The sequence below is a fragment of the Flavobacterium psychrophilum genome, from assembly GCA_001708385.1.
Classification (GTDB): Bacteria; Bacteroidota; Bacteroidia; order Flavobacteriales; family Flavobacteriaceae; genus Flavobacterium; species Flavobacterium psychrophilum_A.
On record CP012388.1, the window covers coordinates 1796746 to 1811607 of the forward strand.

General features: G+C 39.1%; 14 protein-coding genes, 1 tRNA gene and 2 pseudogenes. 9 read left to right on the forward strand and 8 right to left on the reverse strand.

The window, feature by feature from the left end:
• Positions 1-29 precede the first annotated feature (29 nt).
• Positions 30-114, reverse strand: a tRNA-Leu gene (locus ALW18_07875).
• Positions 115-258: 144 nt separating this feature from the next.
• On the opposite strand from ALW18_07875, the gene ALW18_07880 reads away from it, so the two are divergent.
• From ALW18_07880 to ALW18_07910, 7 genes and pseudogenes are all read left to right on the forward strand, one after another.
• Positions 259-1647, forward strand: a complete 1389-nt coding sequence (locus tag ALW18_07880; protein ID AOE52433.1) for a peptidase dimerization domain protein — start codon at positions 259-261, stop codon at positions 1645-1647.
• A 230-nt stretch (positions 1648-1877) separates the two neighbouring features.
• Positions 1878-2189, forward strand: a pseudogene (locus tag ALW18_07885) (hypothetical protein).
• Between the two features lie 34 nt (positions 2190-2223).
• Positions 2224-2763 (forward strand): hypothetical protein, encoded by a 540-nt coding sequence (locus ALW18_07890; protein ID AOE52434.1) that lies wholly within the window; start codon positions 2224-2226, stop codon positions 2761-2763.
• Positions 2753-3655 (forward strand): hypothetical protein, encoded by a 903-nt coding sequence (locus tag ALW18_07895; GenBank protein ID AOE52435.1) that lies wholly within the window; start codon positions 2753-2755, stop codon positions 3653-3655. The genes ALW18_07890 and ALW18_07895 overlap by 11 nt, the downstream gene beginning before the upstream one ends.
• Before the next feature lie 117 nt (positions 3656-3772).
• Positions 3773-4144, forward strand: a complete 372-nt coding sequence (locus ALW18_07900) for a penicillinase repressor (GenBank protein AOE52436.1) — start codon at positions 3773-3775, stop codon at positions 4142-4144.
• A 27-nt stretch (positions 4145-4171) separates the two neighbouring features.
• Positions 4172-5029 (forward strand): annotated as a pseudogene (locus tag ALW18_07905) (hypothetical protein).
• An 885-nt stretch (positions 5030-5914) separates the two neighbouring features.
• The gene (locus ALW18_07910; protein AOE52437.1) at positions 5915-7015 is read left to right on the forward strand and encodes a hypothetical protein; all 1101 of its coding nucleotides are present in this window, start codon (positions 5915-5917) and stop codon (positions 7013-7015) included.
• 56 nt (positions 7016-7071) lie between these two features.
• On the opposite strand, the gene ALW18_07915 is transcribed toward ALW18_07910, so the two are convergent.
• From ALW18_07915 to ALW18_07940, 6 genes are all read right to left on the reverse strand, one after another.
• Complete coding sequence (locus tag ALW18_07915; GenBank protein ID AOE52438.1) at positions 7072-7815, reverse strand: hypothetical protein; 744 nt, start codon at positions 7813-7815, stop codon at positions 7072-7074.
• A gap of 58 nt (positions 7816-7873) precedes the next feature.
• Positions 7874-8245 (reverse strand): MmcQ-like protein, encoded by a 372-nt coding sequence (locus ALW18_07920; protein ID AOE52439.1) that lies wholly within the window; start codon positions 8243-8245, stop codon positions 7874-7876.
• A gap of 91 nt (positions 8246-8336) precedes the next feature.
• Positions 8337-8687: a hypothetical protein gene (locus ALW18_07925; GenBank protein AOE52440.1), complete on the reverse strand. Its 351-nt coding sequence runs from the start codon at positions 8685-8687 to the stop codon at positions 8337-8339.
• The gene (locus ALW18_07930; GenBank protein ID AOE52441.1) at positions 8684-9448 is read right to left on the reverse strand and encodes a metal-dependent hydrolase; all 765 of its coding nucleotides are present in this window, start codon (positions 9446-9448) and stop codon (positions 8684-8686) included. The genes ALW18_07925 and ALW18_07930 overlap by 4 nt, the downstream gene beginning before the upstream one ends.
• Positions 9449-9459: 11 nt before the next feature.
• Positions 9460-10593, reverse strand: a complete 1134-nt coding sequence (locus ALW18_07935; GenBank protein AOE52442.1) for a coproporphyrinogen III oxidase — start codon at positions 10591-10593, stop codon at positions 9460-9462.
• 21 nt (positions 10594-10614) lie between these two features.
• Positions 10615-11166, reverse strand: coding sequence for a crossover junction endodeoxyribonuclease RuvC (locus ALW18_07940; protein AOE52443.1), 552 nt, complete (start codon positions 11164-11166; stop codon positions 10615-10617).
• Positions 11167-11190: 24 nt separating this feature from the next.
• On the opposite strand from ALW18_07940, the gene ALW18_07945 reads away from it, so the two are divergent.
• Entirely contained in the window at positions 11191-12150 is a 960-nt protein-coding gene (locus tag ALW18_07945; protein AOE52444.1) for a hypothetical protein, read from the forward strand.
• Here the strand turns inward: ALW18_07945 and ALW18_07950 are convergent.
• A complete protein-coding gene (locus ALW18_07950; protein AOE52445.1) occupies positions 12131-12607 on the reverse strand; it encodes a hypothetical protein in 477 nt (158 codons plus the stop codon). The genes ALW18_07945 and ALW18_07950 overlap by 20 nt on opposite strands.
• A 113-nt stretch (positions 12608-12720) precedes the next feature.
• Between ALW18_07950 and ALW18_07955 the strand changes: the two genes are divergently transcribed.
• A complete protein-coding gene (locus tag ALW18_07955) occupies positions 12721-14841 on the forward strand; it encodes a hypothetical protein (GenBank protein ID AOE52446.1) in 2121 nt (706 codons plus the stop codon).
• Positions 14842-14862: the final 21 nt, after the last annotated feature.

Genomic DNA, 14862 nt, shown 5'->3' on the forward strand with positions numbered 1-14862 from the left:
AAAACCCCTGAGACATCAGAGGTTTTTTGTTGTGCGGGTGAAAGGACTCGAACCTTCACACCGTGAGGCACCAGATCCTAAGTCTGGCGTGTCTACCAATTTCACCACACCCGCAGGTTGATAATAAAACCGATAATTTGTTTCATTATTACGGGTGCAAATATACGACTGTTTTTATACTTTCAAAGTAAATTCTGCAAAAAATTAAAATTATTTTTTCTGTATTTTTGTGCTTCAATCGTATATCACTAATTTATAATGGATAACATAAAAAACTACGTTCAGGAAAATAAACAAAGATTCCTGGATGAACTTATAGAACTATTAAAATCGCCATCGGTTAGTGCCGACAGCGCCTATTCTCAGGATGTAATTAATACTGCCGAAGCAGTTAAAGAAAGCCTTGAAAAAGCAGGATGCGATTTTGTAGAGCTTTGCGAAACACCGGGCTACCCAATTGTATATGGCGAAAAGAATATTGACCCTGCCCTCCCCACTGTATTAGTATACGGACATTATGATGTTCAGCCGGCAGACCCGATTGAATTATGGACATCTCCGCCATTTGAGCCGGTTATCAAAAAAACAGAACTTCACCCTGAAGGCGCTATTTTTGCACGTGGCGCATGTGACGATAAAGGCCAGATGTACATGCACGTAAAAGCTTTTGAATACATGATTGCCAACAACAACCTGCCTTGTAACGTAAAGTTCATGATTGAAGGCGAGGAAGAAGTAGGATCGCCAAGCCTTAGCTGGTTTGTAGAACGCAACCAGGATAAACTTAAGAATGATGTTATCCTTATCTCTGATACCGGAATGATATCTAATCAGCAGCCATCTATCACTACGGGACTAAGAGGACTTAGCTATGTAGAGGTTGAAGTTACTGGCCCTAACCGCGACCTGCACTCAGGCCTTTACGGTGGTGCTGTAGCAAACCCTATCAACATTCTTGCTAAAATGATAGCACAGCTTCATGACGAGAACAACCATATTACTATCCCCGGATTTTATGACAGGGTTGAAGAACTTTCGCGTGAGGAAAGAGATGAGATGGCTAAAGCTCCGTTCTCTCTTGATGCTTATAAAAAAGCGCTTGATATTGAAGATGTTTACGGTGAAAACACCTATACAACTAACGAAAGAAACTCTATACGCCCTACGCTTGACGTAAACGGTATTTGGGGTGGCTACACAGGTGAAGGCGCTAAAACGGTTATTGCAAGCAAAGCCTACGCTAAAATTTCGATGCGTTTGGTACCGGACCAGGACTGGAAAGAAATTACAGACCTGTTTACAAAACACTTTGAGAGCATTGCACCTAAAGGTGTAAGGGTAAAAGTAACACCTCATCATGGAGGTCAGGCATATGTTACACCAATAGACAGTATTGGTTACCGCGCCGCTGCTGCTGCATACGAAGAAAGCTTTGGTATCAAGCCGATTCCTGTACGTTCGGGAGGAAGTATTCCTATTGTGGCTTTGTTTGAAAAAGAGCTTAAAAGCAAAACTATTATGATGGGCTTTGGTCTTGACAGTGATGCCATACACTCTCCTAACGAGCACTTTGGTGTATTTAATTACCTTAAAGGTATTGAGACTATTCCTTTATTCTACAAGCATTTTACAGAAATGTCGAAATAGTAATCGCTGTTGGCCGACGATCGTTAGCCAATAGTAATTATACCATTTAATCCGCCCATTGTGGCGGATTTTTTTATGGCTCATTCCAACCCTTTTTAAAACCACCGCATCTTTGTAATAAACAGCATTACTTAAATCTATTTATCATGAAGACATTATTAACAGCAACATTACTTACGCTTAGCCTGATCGTTTGGGCACAGGAAAAAACACAATCAAAAATGCCTTCGGGGTGGACCAAAGTATACAGCGACAATAGCATTGGATATATTGACGAAACAGGATTGGAAATAATTCCTCCCGTGTATGATAGTATCGGCGATTTTGGCGAATATTGTACAGATATGGCTGTTGTAACCAAAAATGGACTTATGGGGCTTATTGATACCGATGGCAATGAAATGGTTAGCGTACAATATGAAATGATAGCGAAAACAGACAAGTTTAAAGTCGGGTGGATAATGGTGAAAAGAAACAACCTCTATGGATATATTGATTGCAGCGGTGAGGAAATTGTGAAACCCGCCTACTCTAAAATTGAAGAACTGAAAAACACACCAACGCTGGCCAAATAACATGACCGAAAAAGAAATCATAGCGGGCTGCCTCAGGCAGGACAGGCTTTCTCAACACGAGGCATACAAAGCCTATGGTGCTAAGATACTCGGTACCTGCAAACGGTATATGAAGGATCGCGAGCGTGCCGAAGAAATGGTTATGAATGCGTTTTTACTGGTCTTTCAAAAAATCGGTCAGTATAATAACGATGGTAGTTTTGAAGGATGGATACTAAAGATAGCTGTCAATTGCTGCATGATGGAACTGCGAAAGAAAACCAATTTTAATCTCGAAGTCCCCCCTGATGTTATTCAGCTGCCCGCTGCGGAAGAGCTGCCCGCTCATGATAACGACATAGAGTCGATGCTTAAAACATTACCCGAAGGCGCACGAATTGTATTTAACCTCTATGCTATTGAAGGCTACAAACACGCAGAGATTGCCAAGCAGCTGGGCATTAGTGAGGGTACATCTAAATCGCAGCTTAATTACGCCAAAGAGAAACTAAAGAAAATATTTTTTAGCACAACCACAAAAACCGCAGGCCATGACAGATAACGAATTGTTTAATCATTTTAAAAACCATAGTGCCGCATTTGATGAGATGCCGGGCGAAAACCTGTGGTCAAAAATAGAAAGCGGACTCGACAACACAAGATCAACAGGTAAATCGAACCTATTGCTTTTTACAGTATGCGGTATTTTACTAACAGCTTTAATCGTGTGGTACTTCGCCACTCCGGAATCTACAGCCAAAATTAGCCCCACGGTTAAACCTGTTACTATAAAAACATCAGGACTTAAGAATAATACAATCCACAATCCGCAGATAAATACATTGCCTTCCGCTTCGGTGGATGCCGAAAAACGAGCACCAACCCAAACGGCAGTAATTGTAAAAAATGCGGCAACCGTTGTTGCTGAGGTACAAGATTCGGTAAAAAAAGTAAAAGTCAGGACTGCTAAAATAAAACCTGTTTCCACAACCGAAAAGACCGCTACTGAACCTTATGTAAAGTTTATGAGCTATACAAAAGGAACTATAGCGCCACTAGAAGATTCGCCAACTTTTGAGGTGCAGAAAAAAGAAACTTTTGGCAATATTATAATTACAACAAAACAGAAAATTACAAATGCCGAATATAACCAGCTAATAGCCGATATGCTAAATGAGCATGAAAAATCTATTGGGGCACTACTCACCATAAAGGCACCGGGACACAAGCCGTTCAGGGTAGTAATAGGACTCAACAAGACCGAAACATTGCAGGCCATTTCAGTAAAAGATTCGCTTGTCGTGAAAGCGATGCAGCTAAATACCGTATTACCTATACTTGGACCCGGTAAGCCAACACTAAAGATTCCTAAACTAAACCCTGACACAATATCTTTCAAAAACAGAGCGACAAAAGACTCTATTACAGACACTAAAGAGAGAATTTCGGAATAATTATAAAACTCTTTAAAATATTAAAATCTGTCCTTGAGGCAGATTTTTTTATGGAAAATGTCGAACGAATATATTTTTACTCTACATTTGTAGAAACAACTCTAAAACTGTAGAGCAATGCAATTGACAAAAACAGAAGAACAGCTAATGCAATATTTATGGAAACAGGAAAAGGCTTTCATGAAAGACCTGCTTGATGCCTTTCCCGATCCGAAACCGGCAACCACTACTGTGGCTACTTTATTAAAGCGAATGGCAGATAAAGGTTTTGTAGGCTATAAAGAATATGGCAAATCGAGGGAATACTTTCCGATGGTAGAGAAGTCAGATTATTTCTCTAAACAAATGAACGGAATGATTAAGAGTTTCTTTAACAATTCGGCAGCACAGTTTGCGTCTTTCTTCACACAGGAAACCGATATGTCCTCAGCTGAATTGGAAGAGCTAAAAAGGATCATTGATAAAGAGATCCAGAAAAAGAAAAAATGATGTTCTGTTAAACCAAATCAACCAATCATGACAGACTTTCTTATCAAATCGACCCTGGCAATGGGAGTATTGCTCGGCATTTACTACATCTTATTTGAAAGAGAAAAAATGCACCGTTTCAACAGGTTTTATTTACTTGGATCACTCCTATTTTCTTTCATAGTTCCTTTTATTAGCCTGAGTACTAACACACCATCTGTTGTAAATACTGCGTCGATTACTTTAGAAGAAGTAGTAATTGGCTCTCCGGTTACTGTAAAACCGACACTCAATGCCAGCAATAATTACACACAAGCACTATGGTTTGGTTATTTGACTATCTGTATTTTACTGTTATTCCGTTTTACTAAAAACTCGCTGTATCTTATCGGTAAAGCAAAAAAGAACCAAACGGTTAAGTATCAAAAAGCTACATTAGTATTAGTTGGGGAAACTACTTTGCCATATACCTTTTTCAACTACATTTTCGTCAACAAAGATGATTATATGCAGCAAAAAATAGAGTGCGAACTCTATACACACGAATTGACACACATAAGGCAAAGACATACTCTGGATATCGTATTCATTGAAATCCTCAAAGTAATCTTCTGGTTTAATCCGGTGCTTTATATATACAAAAAAGCCATACAGCTTAACCATGAATTCCTGGCAGATGAAAGCGTGGTAATCACTCATGATAACGTGATTTCTTATCAAAATCTGTTATTGAAAAAAGCCGTAGGCGCACGAAGCTTGCCCCTGGCGAGTAACCTGAATTTTTCCATAACTAAAAAACGATTAATTATGATGACAAAAACCACCAGCCGCTTTAACGCTCTATTGAAAAAAATAATAGTTTTCCCTTTACTTGCAGGGGTTGTATTCATAACCTACTCCCATACACCTGCACTTAAAAATATCGAAATAGATGCACTACCTACAGCAGCACAGGATGCGTACAACAAACTAACAGAAGACAAGCCTACACAATCTGACACTAAGCCGGCTATTTCATCCGTTGAAGAGCAAATTCCCTTAAAACAACCTCTGGTTAAACAGGACACAGTAAAAGACCATATATACAAGGTAAACGAACTTACCAGAAAAGCAGAATATCCCGGAGGCTTAGGAGCATTTTACCGATATATAAATCAGAATTTCAGAATTCCGGAAAACCTTGACGGCACAGCCCATATCTATGTTAGTTTTATTATAGAAAAAGATGGACGCCTTTCTGATATAAAAATAATGCGATCACCGAATATGGATCTAAGTGTAGAAGCCATTAGATTACTGAACGAATCTGAAAAATGGATCCCGGCAGAATTAAACGAGAAAAAAGTGAGGACGATTTACAATCTACCTATAACGGTTAATGGCTCAAAACCCAAATCTACTTTCCTTTCAGACTCAAAGATTGACAGTGACAAAATGAAAGCAATTGAGGTAAACCATCTGACAGAATTTGAAAAGAGCACTTTAAAAAACCTTGATCCTGAAAAATACAATGACAAGACACTTAAAGAATATAAATCTGTAAAAATTAGTTATGTAAACGAGAATGGTAACCTAGTCTCTCAAACCACTTACGAAAAACATCCCGATAAGTAATTTGTTGTTCAGCTGCTATCAATAACCCAATATCTATTTATAATTTGTTTAGTTAAATTGAAATCCGTCCACTGTGGCGGATTTTTCTTACCCTAAAGCAAAACATATCAGTCGGTTATACCATTCTATAAAAAAACGCGTTACCTTTGTACACATCATCATCAAAAAACACTAATCATGTTAAAACGTTTTTTTATTACCTGTTCCGGGGCCGACAAAGACCTCGTGTACAGCTGTTCTAACGGCGAACAGAACAAGTATGCCGGTATTGGTGCAACAGTATTTTTTACAGCACTTATGGCCTGGCTTGCCGCCTCCTATGCCCTTTACACCGTTTTTGATAACGCGTATACTGCAACCTTTTTTGGTTTGCTATGGGGCCTGCTTATTTTTAACCTGGATCGTTTTATTGTGTCTACCATTCGTAAGCGCGACCGCATTGGGCAGGAATTCCTTCAGGCTACACCACGTATTATCCTGGCGATGATCATTGCTATTGTAATCTCTAAACCCCTTGAAATAAAGATCTTCCAAAAAGAAATTGACACCGTTTTGCTTAAAGAGAAAAATGATATGGCTATGGCTAATAAAAAGCAGGTAGCTAATTTTTTCCAGGGCGATCTTGCCAAAAATAAGGCGGAGACAGATAGCTTAAAATCGGCTATTTCTAAAAAAGAAAAAGAAGTAAACGAGCTTTACAGTACCTACATTACGGAAGCCGAAGGAACAAAGGGAACCATGAAACTCGGTAAAGGCCCCGTGTATGGTGAAAAACGCCAAAAACACGATGCTGCCCTTTTAGAGCTTGAGACTTTACGAAAAACAAATCTCGAAAAGATAGCCGCTAAAGAAAAGCAGGGCGAAACATTACAGGCCGACCTTGATAAAAAAGTAACCGAAACGCAGCCCATTATTGACGGCTTTGACGGACTTATGGCACGTATCAATGCGCTAAACAAATTGCCCTGGTTACCATCCTTCTTTATAATGCTTTTATTCCTGGCGATAGAAACATCACCTATAATCGCCAAACTGCTTTCGCCTAAGGGAGAATATGACTTTAAACTGGAAGATGCCGAGATGGCGGTTAAAACGAACCTGTCGCAAAATAATTACCAACGCGAACTTCTACGCACTACCGATGCGGGTATTTATGACGATGTCTATGCCGAAATACGAAACGACCGGGAACTGTATAACTACAAAAAGAAAAAAGCTATTGAACTTTTAGAACTACAGGCCGACAGCTTTAGCAACAAGCAAAAAGATGTAATGTAAAATAAAAAATGCCCCACAATGTGGGGCATTTTAGTATATACTATTTAAGCAACCGATTATAGGTAACTTAAGATTTCTTTTTTAAGCGTGTCGTACTCACCCTGAAGAATAAGTCCGTTATCAAGTAGTTTTTTATAATTCTGAAGTTTGTCAAAAAGTTCTTCTTTGCTTAGTTCAGCAAGCGATTTGTCTTTATTGCTTTTTTCTTCAGCTACCGGAGCAGGCTCGTTATAAACAGGTATTGCAGGTTGCGGCACCGGGCTTATTATCTGGGCATAGTCATTTACTTCTTCTGTCTCTACCTCTTCAACTTCTTCTTCCTGAACTGGCTCAGCCTCAACAGGCGGATGCTGTTCTGCCGATGGCTCAGCAAAAAATGTTTCCGGCTTAGCAGGAGCATTAGCTTCTTTAAGCAGTTCTAATTGCTCTTTAGCAAACGTATTTATTTTTCTTGCCTGTGTTTTTGGGATATAGTCTATAGAAACAGTAATATCTGTATTGGTTGTAAAAGAGAATTCAGAACCAAGAATATTTTCTTTTACAAATGTAGCCGTAACAATGTTCCAGCCGTAATCGATAAAATCCATAGAAAGCCCAAGATTTTTAGGCTTACAGATAATAATTCTTTTATTGGTAAGCACTATACTGTCTGGAAAAACATTGATAGCAGGTTTCTTTTGAACACCTATATAGCCAATCTCTTCGTTTCTCATTAAGATATCGCTAAGTTTAGAGGTGATTTTCTCAACCGCTTTAGGGTCCTGTTCTTCGTTAAGGAAGTTTTTTATATGCTCTTTCATATTGGTTTACAAAGTGATTATAGGTTCAAAGTTACAAAGTCGGCTTTTAATTTGCTAATTAATTATGAGCTTCCGTAATTTCTGCCTGAAGCTTTTTCGTCAGGCTTTTAAATACCAGCTCATACGAATGGTCTATCAGTTCACGTAGAAGCTTTGCCGGAACATCGCTATTTACGGCAATCGTATTCCAGTGTACCTTGCTCATATGATAGCCCGGTTCTATACCATCGTATTCTGCACGCAGCTCCAAAGCCTTTTCAGGATCACATTTAAGATTGATAGACGGATCGCCTTTTTCCCACTGCGATAACGATGATAAAGAAAACATCTTTCCGCCTACTTTAAAAACAAGGGTGTCCTCGTCAAACGGAAAATGTTCTGTTACACCTTTTTTTGCAAGGCAGTATTCGTAAAAAGCCTGTATATTCATTTTAAAAAAAGTTACTGAATTACTAAGCGACTTAGGTTTTTAGCTTTTTGGTTTACCTAATATCTCACTTTTATTATCTGTCATCTAAAGTCTACTTTCCTATCTCGTCAAGGTGCGTAAATTTAAATCCTTTTTCATATTTAAGTCCGTAGCCGAACATCCTGTCCATGCTGGAATGTGCAAACAGAATTGTACTCGTTAACAGCAAAGCATTATTTTCAAGGTAGAAACCTAATAAATAAGCAACAATTGCCAGCCCTCTGTGGTGAGCTACGTTGTAGATCCAAGCACCGGTCTTGTTACCAAAAGCATAACCAATCATTGATAGATCGGGGGCGAGTAGTAATGCAGGAAACCACCACCATGCGTAATCTAAAAGGCTAAACAGGAAAAAACCCAAAGCAAATAGTGCCGCCTCTTCTAATTTAATTAATGTATTCATGATAACTGGTATAAAACAGGTTTACTTGGACTGGCATCATTTTCAAAAGATGCTATCTGTAAATTCAGCAGGTAGCTGCCATCAATAACAGTATCATTTACATAAATCATTTCGGTTATGGTAGCATCATGACGGGCATCGGCGTTGAGGTTGTTAACATCAGTTACATTCCAAAACGCTTTATGGGCAACAAGTTTACCTTCGTCCTGTTCGCGGTCTACACTTGGCAGGTCTATCAGTAAATGTTTTATACCGCATTCGCGGATGAATAACGCAGCACCTTCTTCAAGATAGGGCGGATTAGTATTGCTGTAATTTTTTGACGTTTTAGCAGCTGCATTTGGAAGCGTACGGATAACTATAGCTTCGGGTGTTTTACCACTTAGTGCCTCTTCAATCTGACTTTTGGTGATAACAAAATCCTCACCCTGTTCTTCCGGCTGAACCGAGACCACTTCAGTAGTAAAAAAAAACTGTTTTAAAGCCTGGTTGATACTAAAAAACGCGCGGGTTATATGTCCCAGGCATTCGGTATGCGTAGCGTGCCCATGCGGGTTAAAAAATATATTATTAAAATTGGTAGACGCCCCTTCGCTTACCTTCCCTACCCAGTCGCCCATAGTAACAGGTTCTATAACGGGTTTGTCCAGATACCAGGCAATTGGGTTGCTTTCGTTATCGGTAAGCGGAATAGATATATCTATAGGCTGAGAAAGGTCGGCCGATAAGGCTTCCCCATTATAGTGTACGGTTGCTTTCATTACATAGAGTTTCAGTCCAAATTTATAAAAAACAAGTCGCTTGCAATACCATCGGCTAAAAACTTTCCTTCGCGGGTCGTTTTTATAATACCGTTATCGTTAGTAAGCAGTCCCTGTGCTATAAATTTAGCCGACTCTTTCATTAAATAATCGCTGAAAAGTTTACCCAATTCGTTGTGTACCCTTTGTACAGATACACCCCAAATGGTACGCAGCCCGGTCATAACATATTCATTATACCTGTCGGCCGGGGTAAGTTTTTCGGTTTCGGCAGGTAGTGTGTTTTCTTCAATTCCTTTAAGGTACAGCGCATTATTTGCAATGTTCCAGCTCCGGTGAATACCGTCATAACTATGCGCCGATGGGCCAACACCTACATATTTTTTACCGAGCCAGTAGGCTGTATTGTTCCGCGAGAAAAAGCCTTCTTTACCAAAGTTAGAAAGCTCATAATGCACAAAGCCATTCGCTTCAAGTGTATCTACCAGTAACAAGAAATGTTCCTGCGCGGCCTCATCGCTGGGTTGGGCTATAACACCTTTCTTTACGAATTTGTCCAGTGCTGTTTTTGGCTCAACGGTAAGTGCATAACTAGATATATGCGGTACACAAAACGACAGTGCTTTGTTTACATTATGCATCCAGCGCTCGTTTGTCATACCCGGAACGCCGTAAATAAGATCTATAGATATATTGTTGAAATATTTTACCGCTTCAGCAAGACATGCTTCGGCCTCGGTAGCATTATGGGCACGGTTCATCATCTTAAGATCATCTTCAAAAAATGACTGTATACCAATACTCAGACGGTTTACCGGACTTTCAGACAGTTGGATTATTCGCTCGGCAGACAGATCATCCGGATTAGCTTCAAGTGTAATTTCGGGACTAGCCGCTACATCATAATGGCTGTATACGGCATCTATTAAAAACTGTATTTCGGCATTCGTCAGCACCGACGGGGTTCCTCCTCCAAAATAGATAGTCTCCACCATATCATTAGCAAACTCATTTTTGCGCATGGCAATTTCTTTGGCTATTGCCAAAACCATATCGTCTTTCTTTTTCATAGAAGTAGAAAAATGAAAGTCGCAATAGTGGCATGCCTGCCTGCAAAAAGGTATGTGGATATAAATGCCCGCCATGATATTGTTAGTAACCGATGCCTATTTTATTCTGTTTTCATTCTGCTTTACAAAAGCATCCCATCCTGTATAGCTTTTACCGGCTACAATTTTGCCTGAGTTAAAGAAATGGCATACCGCCGCAGCAAGGCCATCTGTACTATCCAGGTTTTTAGGAAGTTCTTTTAACCCCAATAGCTGTTGCAGCATTTTTGCAACCTGCTCTTTGCTGGCGTTACCATTTCCTGTTATTGCCATTTTTATCTTTTTGGGTTCGTATTCGGTAATAGGTATCTGGCGCGATAAACCCGCAGCCATAGCCACTCCCTGTGCCCTGCCAAGCTTTAGCATAGACTGTACATTTTTACCAAAAAAAGGCGCTTCAATAGCGATTTCATCTGGGTGATGGGTTTCTATAAGCTCAATAGTACGCTCAAATATAATCCTGAGTTTTACATAATGATCGTCATACTTGTGCAGCTGCAACTCGTTAAGCTGCAGGAATTCCATTTTTTTATTAATAACCTTAATAAGGCCAAAACCCATAATGGTTGTACCCGGATCTATCCCTAATATAATACGCTCGTTTGCCAATTTTATTTCTTTACTTTTGCAGCCATGTCTGGTACCCGCAAAGCTAAGCAATTACTCGTTGCCATTATCAAAGTTTTGATAGTGGGCGGGTCATTTTATTTTATATACGACAGGCTTGCCAATAATGAGCAGCTCGACTGGCAACGCTTTGCCGATACCCTCAATAGGCCGCATGCGTATAGCATTATAGCGCTTTTGCTATTTCTTACCTTTTTAAACCGATTCCTGGAAATTGTAAAGTGGAAGAACCTGGTATCTGTAGTAAAACCTGTATCTCTTGGCAGATCGGCTAAAGAAGTACTGGCAGCTGTCACAGTGGCCTTATTTACACCCAATGGCATTGGTGAATATGCAGCAAAAGCTATGTATTACAAAAAGTCGGAAGCAGGCGAAATTGTTTTCCTTAACCTCATCTGCAACGGCATACAGTTAATAATTGCAGTAGCAGCGGGATTAACCGGTTTGTTCTTTTTCAACTATAATTACCCCGCAGTGCCTGCCGGTTTAGCTTTAGCGATTCTTGGGGTTATTTTTCTAGTAATTATCATATTGGCATTCGCCCGAAAAATTACTGTAAAAGGATATTCATTACAAAAGCTGGGAGAAAAAATAAACGCCATGCCTAAAACAGTACACCGTAAAAATATGGTATTGGCTGTTTTGCGTTACTTAACAATAGTGCACCAGTATTATTTATTTTTCTTACTGTTCGATATTCAGTTACCTTATCCAATACTTGTAAGTACTATAGCAGCAACTTATTTTCTGGGGTCATCACTACCAAGTTTTCAATTCTTAGATTTTGCCGTAAAGGGAAGCGTAGCTGTGTTCTTTTTCGGAATACTGGGCGTAAACGAATGGATCGTGGTTTTCACTGCAACATTAATATGGTTGCTTAACACAGTTATTCCGGTAACAATAGGGAGTTATTTTGTATTTACTTTTAAACCTGAAGTCGAAACTGTTACTTCACATCAAGAATAACAGGCAGTATAAATTGCGTAGTTACAGGCACACCTTCTTTTTGCGCCGGTTCAATTTTAGGAAAATCGACAAGCCTTGCTTTGATGATGCTGTCTACCTGAACCCTATTGTAATTCACGCTGTCTGTAGGGATTTCGGGTTCAAACTTTAAAGTAGCATTAGAAAACACAGTTACTTTTACCTGTATAGTATCCATTTCGGGATATAACATGGCAATGGTATCTATATCCAGCTTTTGCTGAATAAGCGCTGCCATAGATGAGAAAAAACATTCTTTTTTCATGTCCTTATCCAGTATAGCATCACACTCGGCTATCGAAGGATAACTGCTTACTTCTTTCCAATTGATTTCCTTTAAACGTTTTTGCAGCAACTCTTCCTCATTAGGCACCTGTCCGTCAAAGAACCTACAGGAGCTAAAAAATGTAAGGATAAATAATACTGCGATTTTTTTCATTAAAGAATTGGATAACAAACGTGTCTTAAACCCCAAAAATAAGGAAAATAAGTATATTTGGCACATCTTAAAAGAAAAACCAAACCAAACCAAATTATAACTTCCTGACACTAATGGCGCTACTATTGTCTTTTGTAATACTCGGCATCTATTTTTTTACCATTTTTAAGTTCTCCGTAGAAATAAGGAGTGCTGTATTTAATGTAAAAACAAAATTATTCTATGCGCCATACGGTGCGGCACTTTTACTGCCCGGCTTATTATTGTTTTTTTTACTTAAAGATGAGAAATTTATTTATTTTTGGGACTATTCCGGTTACTGGCACAGGGCAATATCATTCACAAACGAGTTTTTCGAATCGCCATTTAAGGCATTAAAAGGCGTTTATCAATCGGTAAGGCATGAAGAGTACAACTCTCTCCCTAATGTTCTACTGGCTCCTGCAAACCGTTTGCTTGGCCTTAATTTCAATAATTACGTTTTTTCAATATACCTTATATACCTGGTTCCTTTTGCGCTGGTACTATCTTCACTGATCATCAAAATGCATCCGGAAATCAGCAACAGGCTAAAACTTGCCCTTCCCTTTTTCATACTATGTTTTGCGCCATGTCTGTTACCAATCCGTTACGGATTCCTAGATGCTGTAGGCCTTGTGTTTATCGCTTTAGTATTATCAACTCTTATCCGAAGCAATTATTTAAGAGAGCGAAAAATAAAGCAATCGGTATTTATCGGGCTAATGTTACTACTGCTGATATTCAACCGCAGATGGTATGCCTTCTGGTTTGTAGCTTTTTATGTTTCGGTTTTTGCTGTAAATGTGATTGCAGCTGTTAAATATAAGGATCGTAAAATTGTAATCAACAGTATTATCAATCTGGGAGTAGCGGGAGTTGTACCTATGGTAATTATGTTAACCCTTTTTTACCCGTATTTTAAAATGACGGTATTAAAAGACTATACCGATATTTATTCTGCATACCGCAGTGCCGGGTTTCTGCATCAGGCCAATAACTTTAATCTTTTCTTCGGAATGTTTATCATTCTTACAGCCCTAGCCGGATTAGTGCTTTCGTTTAAAAAAGAGAAATCGTTACTGGGCTTCTTCTGTATCAGCTCTGTAATTGTAGTTGTGCTATTTATGAGGGTTAACGACTTTGGAGGATTACAACATTACTATCTTCTTGTCCCGTTCTTCCTTATATTTTTCCTTCAGGCAGTTATTTATGCATCCCGAAAAAAATATATAGCACCGGCACTTTTTGTCGTCTTATTGATAAACAGCTTTTTTGTTTTTGCCCTGAATCCATACGACGGAAATGCCTATGTGTTTTCTACTATAGAAGGAAAAGCATTTTCAAGGCCGGACTACGATCAAATTGAACGAATTGCAGATAAAGTTATCGAATTACATAATAAGGGTAACTATGTCTACTGCCTTGCCAGCGCAGGGGCGCTTAACGAAGACATTATCAAAAACATCAAATTGCCCGACCTTAGCAACCCTGTATTTAAACTACAGCGCACACAGCATCTTGACAAACGCGACCGTTTTCCTAACGAATTGTTTTTAGCCGATTATGTTATAACCACTTTACCGGCAGAACTTCACCTTGGTGCAGAAAGCCAAAAAGTTATAGCATATTTCAACAATGCGATTATGGAAGGCGACCTCAAACAACATTACGAAAAAGTAGAAGAATACACGCTTCAGAATAACGTTACCGCCTACCTGATGAAAAAAACATCATCACTAAACAATGCTGAGATTCAAACGATACATGATTATTTCCGGACTGCGTACCCGGAGTATGAGCAGATGTTTGCCATAAACAGGACTATACTTAAAACATCTGGTATTACTGTTGGCAACGGCTATGGCGCTGTATCTTTTGAAAACGAAAACACCCTAAATCTTTGCCCCGGTGCAACCAGGCCAAGCGAGATAAGCTTTATGTTTGATGAGAACGATACAAACCTAAGTTTTACTGCCACATTTAACAACAAGGAAACTATTGCCAGCGAGTGCAATTCGGCTAAAGACGGAGAGGTTAACCTGATAATTAAAGAAAATGGTGCCGTTATAAAAACCTTATACCTTACACACAAAAAGGAAAAGAATATAAACCTTGATGTATCGGGCAAAAAACAAATTACTATTATAGTAAACAAAGGCAAAAATGAAGACTATTGCGATTGGTTTAAACTAACTAACATTATTATCAAATAATATATAACCAAAAAACAGCCT

Excerpts from the sequence above, each read along its gene's own strand:
- ALW18_07920 (AOE52439.1), bottom strand. The coding sequence starts at position 8,245 with ATGAATATACAGGCTTTTTACGAATACTGCCTTGCAAAAAAAGGTGTA.
- ALW18_07895 (AOE52435.1), top strand. The coding sequence starts at position 2,753 with ATGACAGATAACGAATTGTTTAATCATTTTAAAAACCATAGTGCCGCA.
- ALW18_07935 (AOE52442.1), bottom strand. The coding sequence starts at position 10,593 with ATGGCGGGCATTTATATCCACATACCTTTTTGCAGGCAGGCATGCCAC.
- ALW18_07890 (AOE52434.1), top strand. The coding sequence starts at position 2,224 with ATGACCGAAAAAGAAATCATAGCGGGCTGCCTCAGGCAGGACAGGCTT.
- ALW18_07955 (AOE52446.1), top strand. The coding sequence starts at position 12,721 with ATGGCGCTACTATTGTCTTTTGTAATACTCGGCATCTATTTTTTTACC.
- ALW18_07915 (AOE52438.1), bottom strand. The coding sequence starts at position 7,815 with ATGAAAGAGCATATAAAAAACTTCCTTAACGAAGAACAGGACCCTAAA.
- ALW18_07945 (AOE52444.1), top strand. The coding sequence starts at position 11,191 with ATGTCTGGTACCCGCAAAGCTAAGCAATTACTCGTTGCCATTATCAAA.
- ALW18_07950 (AOE52445.1), bottom strand. The coding sequence starts at position 12,607 with ATGAAAAAAATCGCAGTATTATTTATCCTTACATTTTTTAGCTCCTGT.
- ALW18_07930 (AOE52441.1), bottom strand. The coding sequence starts at position 9,448 with ATGAAAGCAACCGTACACTATAATGGGGAAGCCTTATCGGCCGACCTT.
- ALW18_07925 (AOE52440.1), bottom strand. The coding sequence starts at position 8,687 with ATGAATACATTAATTAAATTAGAAGAGGCGGCACTATTTGCTTTGGGT.
- ALW18_07910 (AOE52437.1), top strand. The coding sequence starts at position 5,915 with ATGTTAAAACGTTTTTTTATTACCTGTTCCGGGGCCGACAAAGACCTC.
- ALW18_07900 (AOE52436.1), top strand. The coding sequence starts at position 3,773 with ATGCAATTGACAAAAACAGAAGAACAGCTAATGCAATATTTATGGAAA.
- ALW18_07880 (AOE52433.1), top strand. The coding sequence starts at position 259 with ATGGATAACATAAAAAACTACGTTCAGGAAAATAAACAAAGATTCCTG.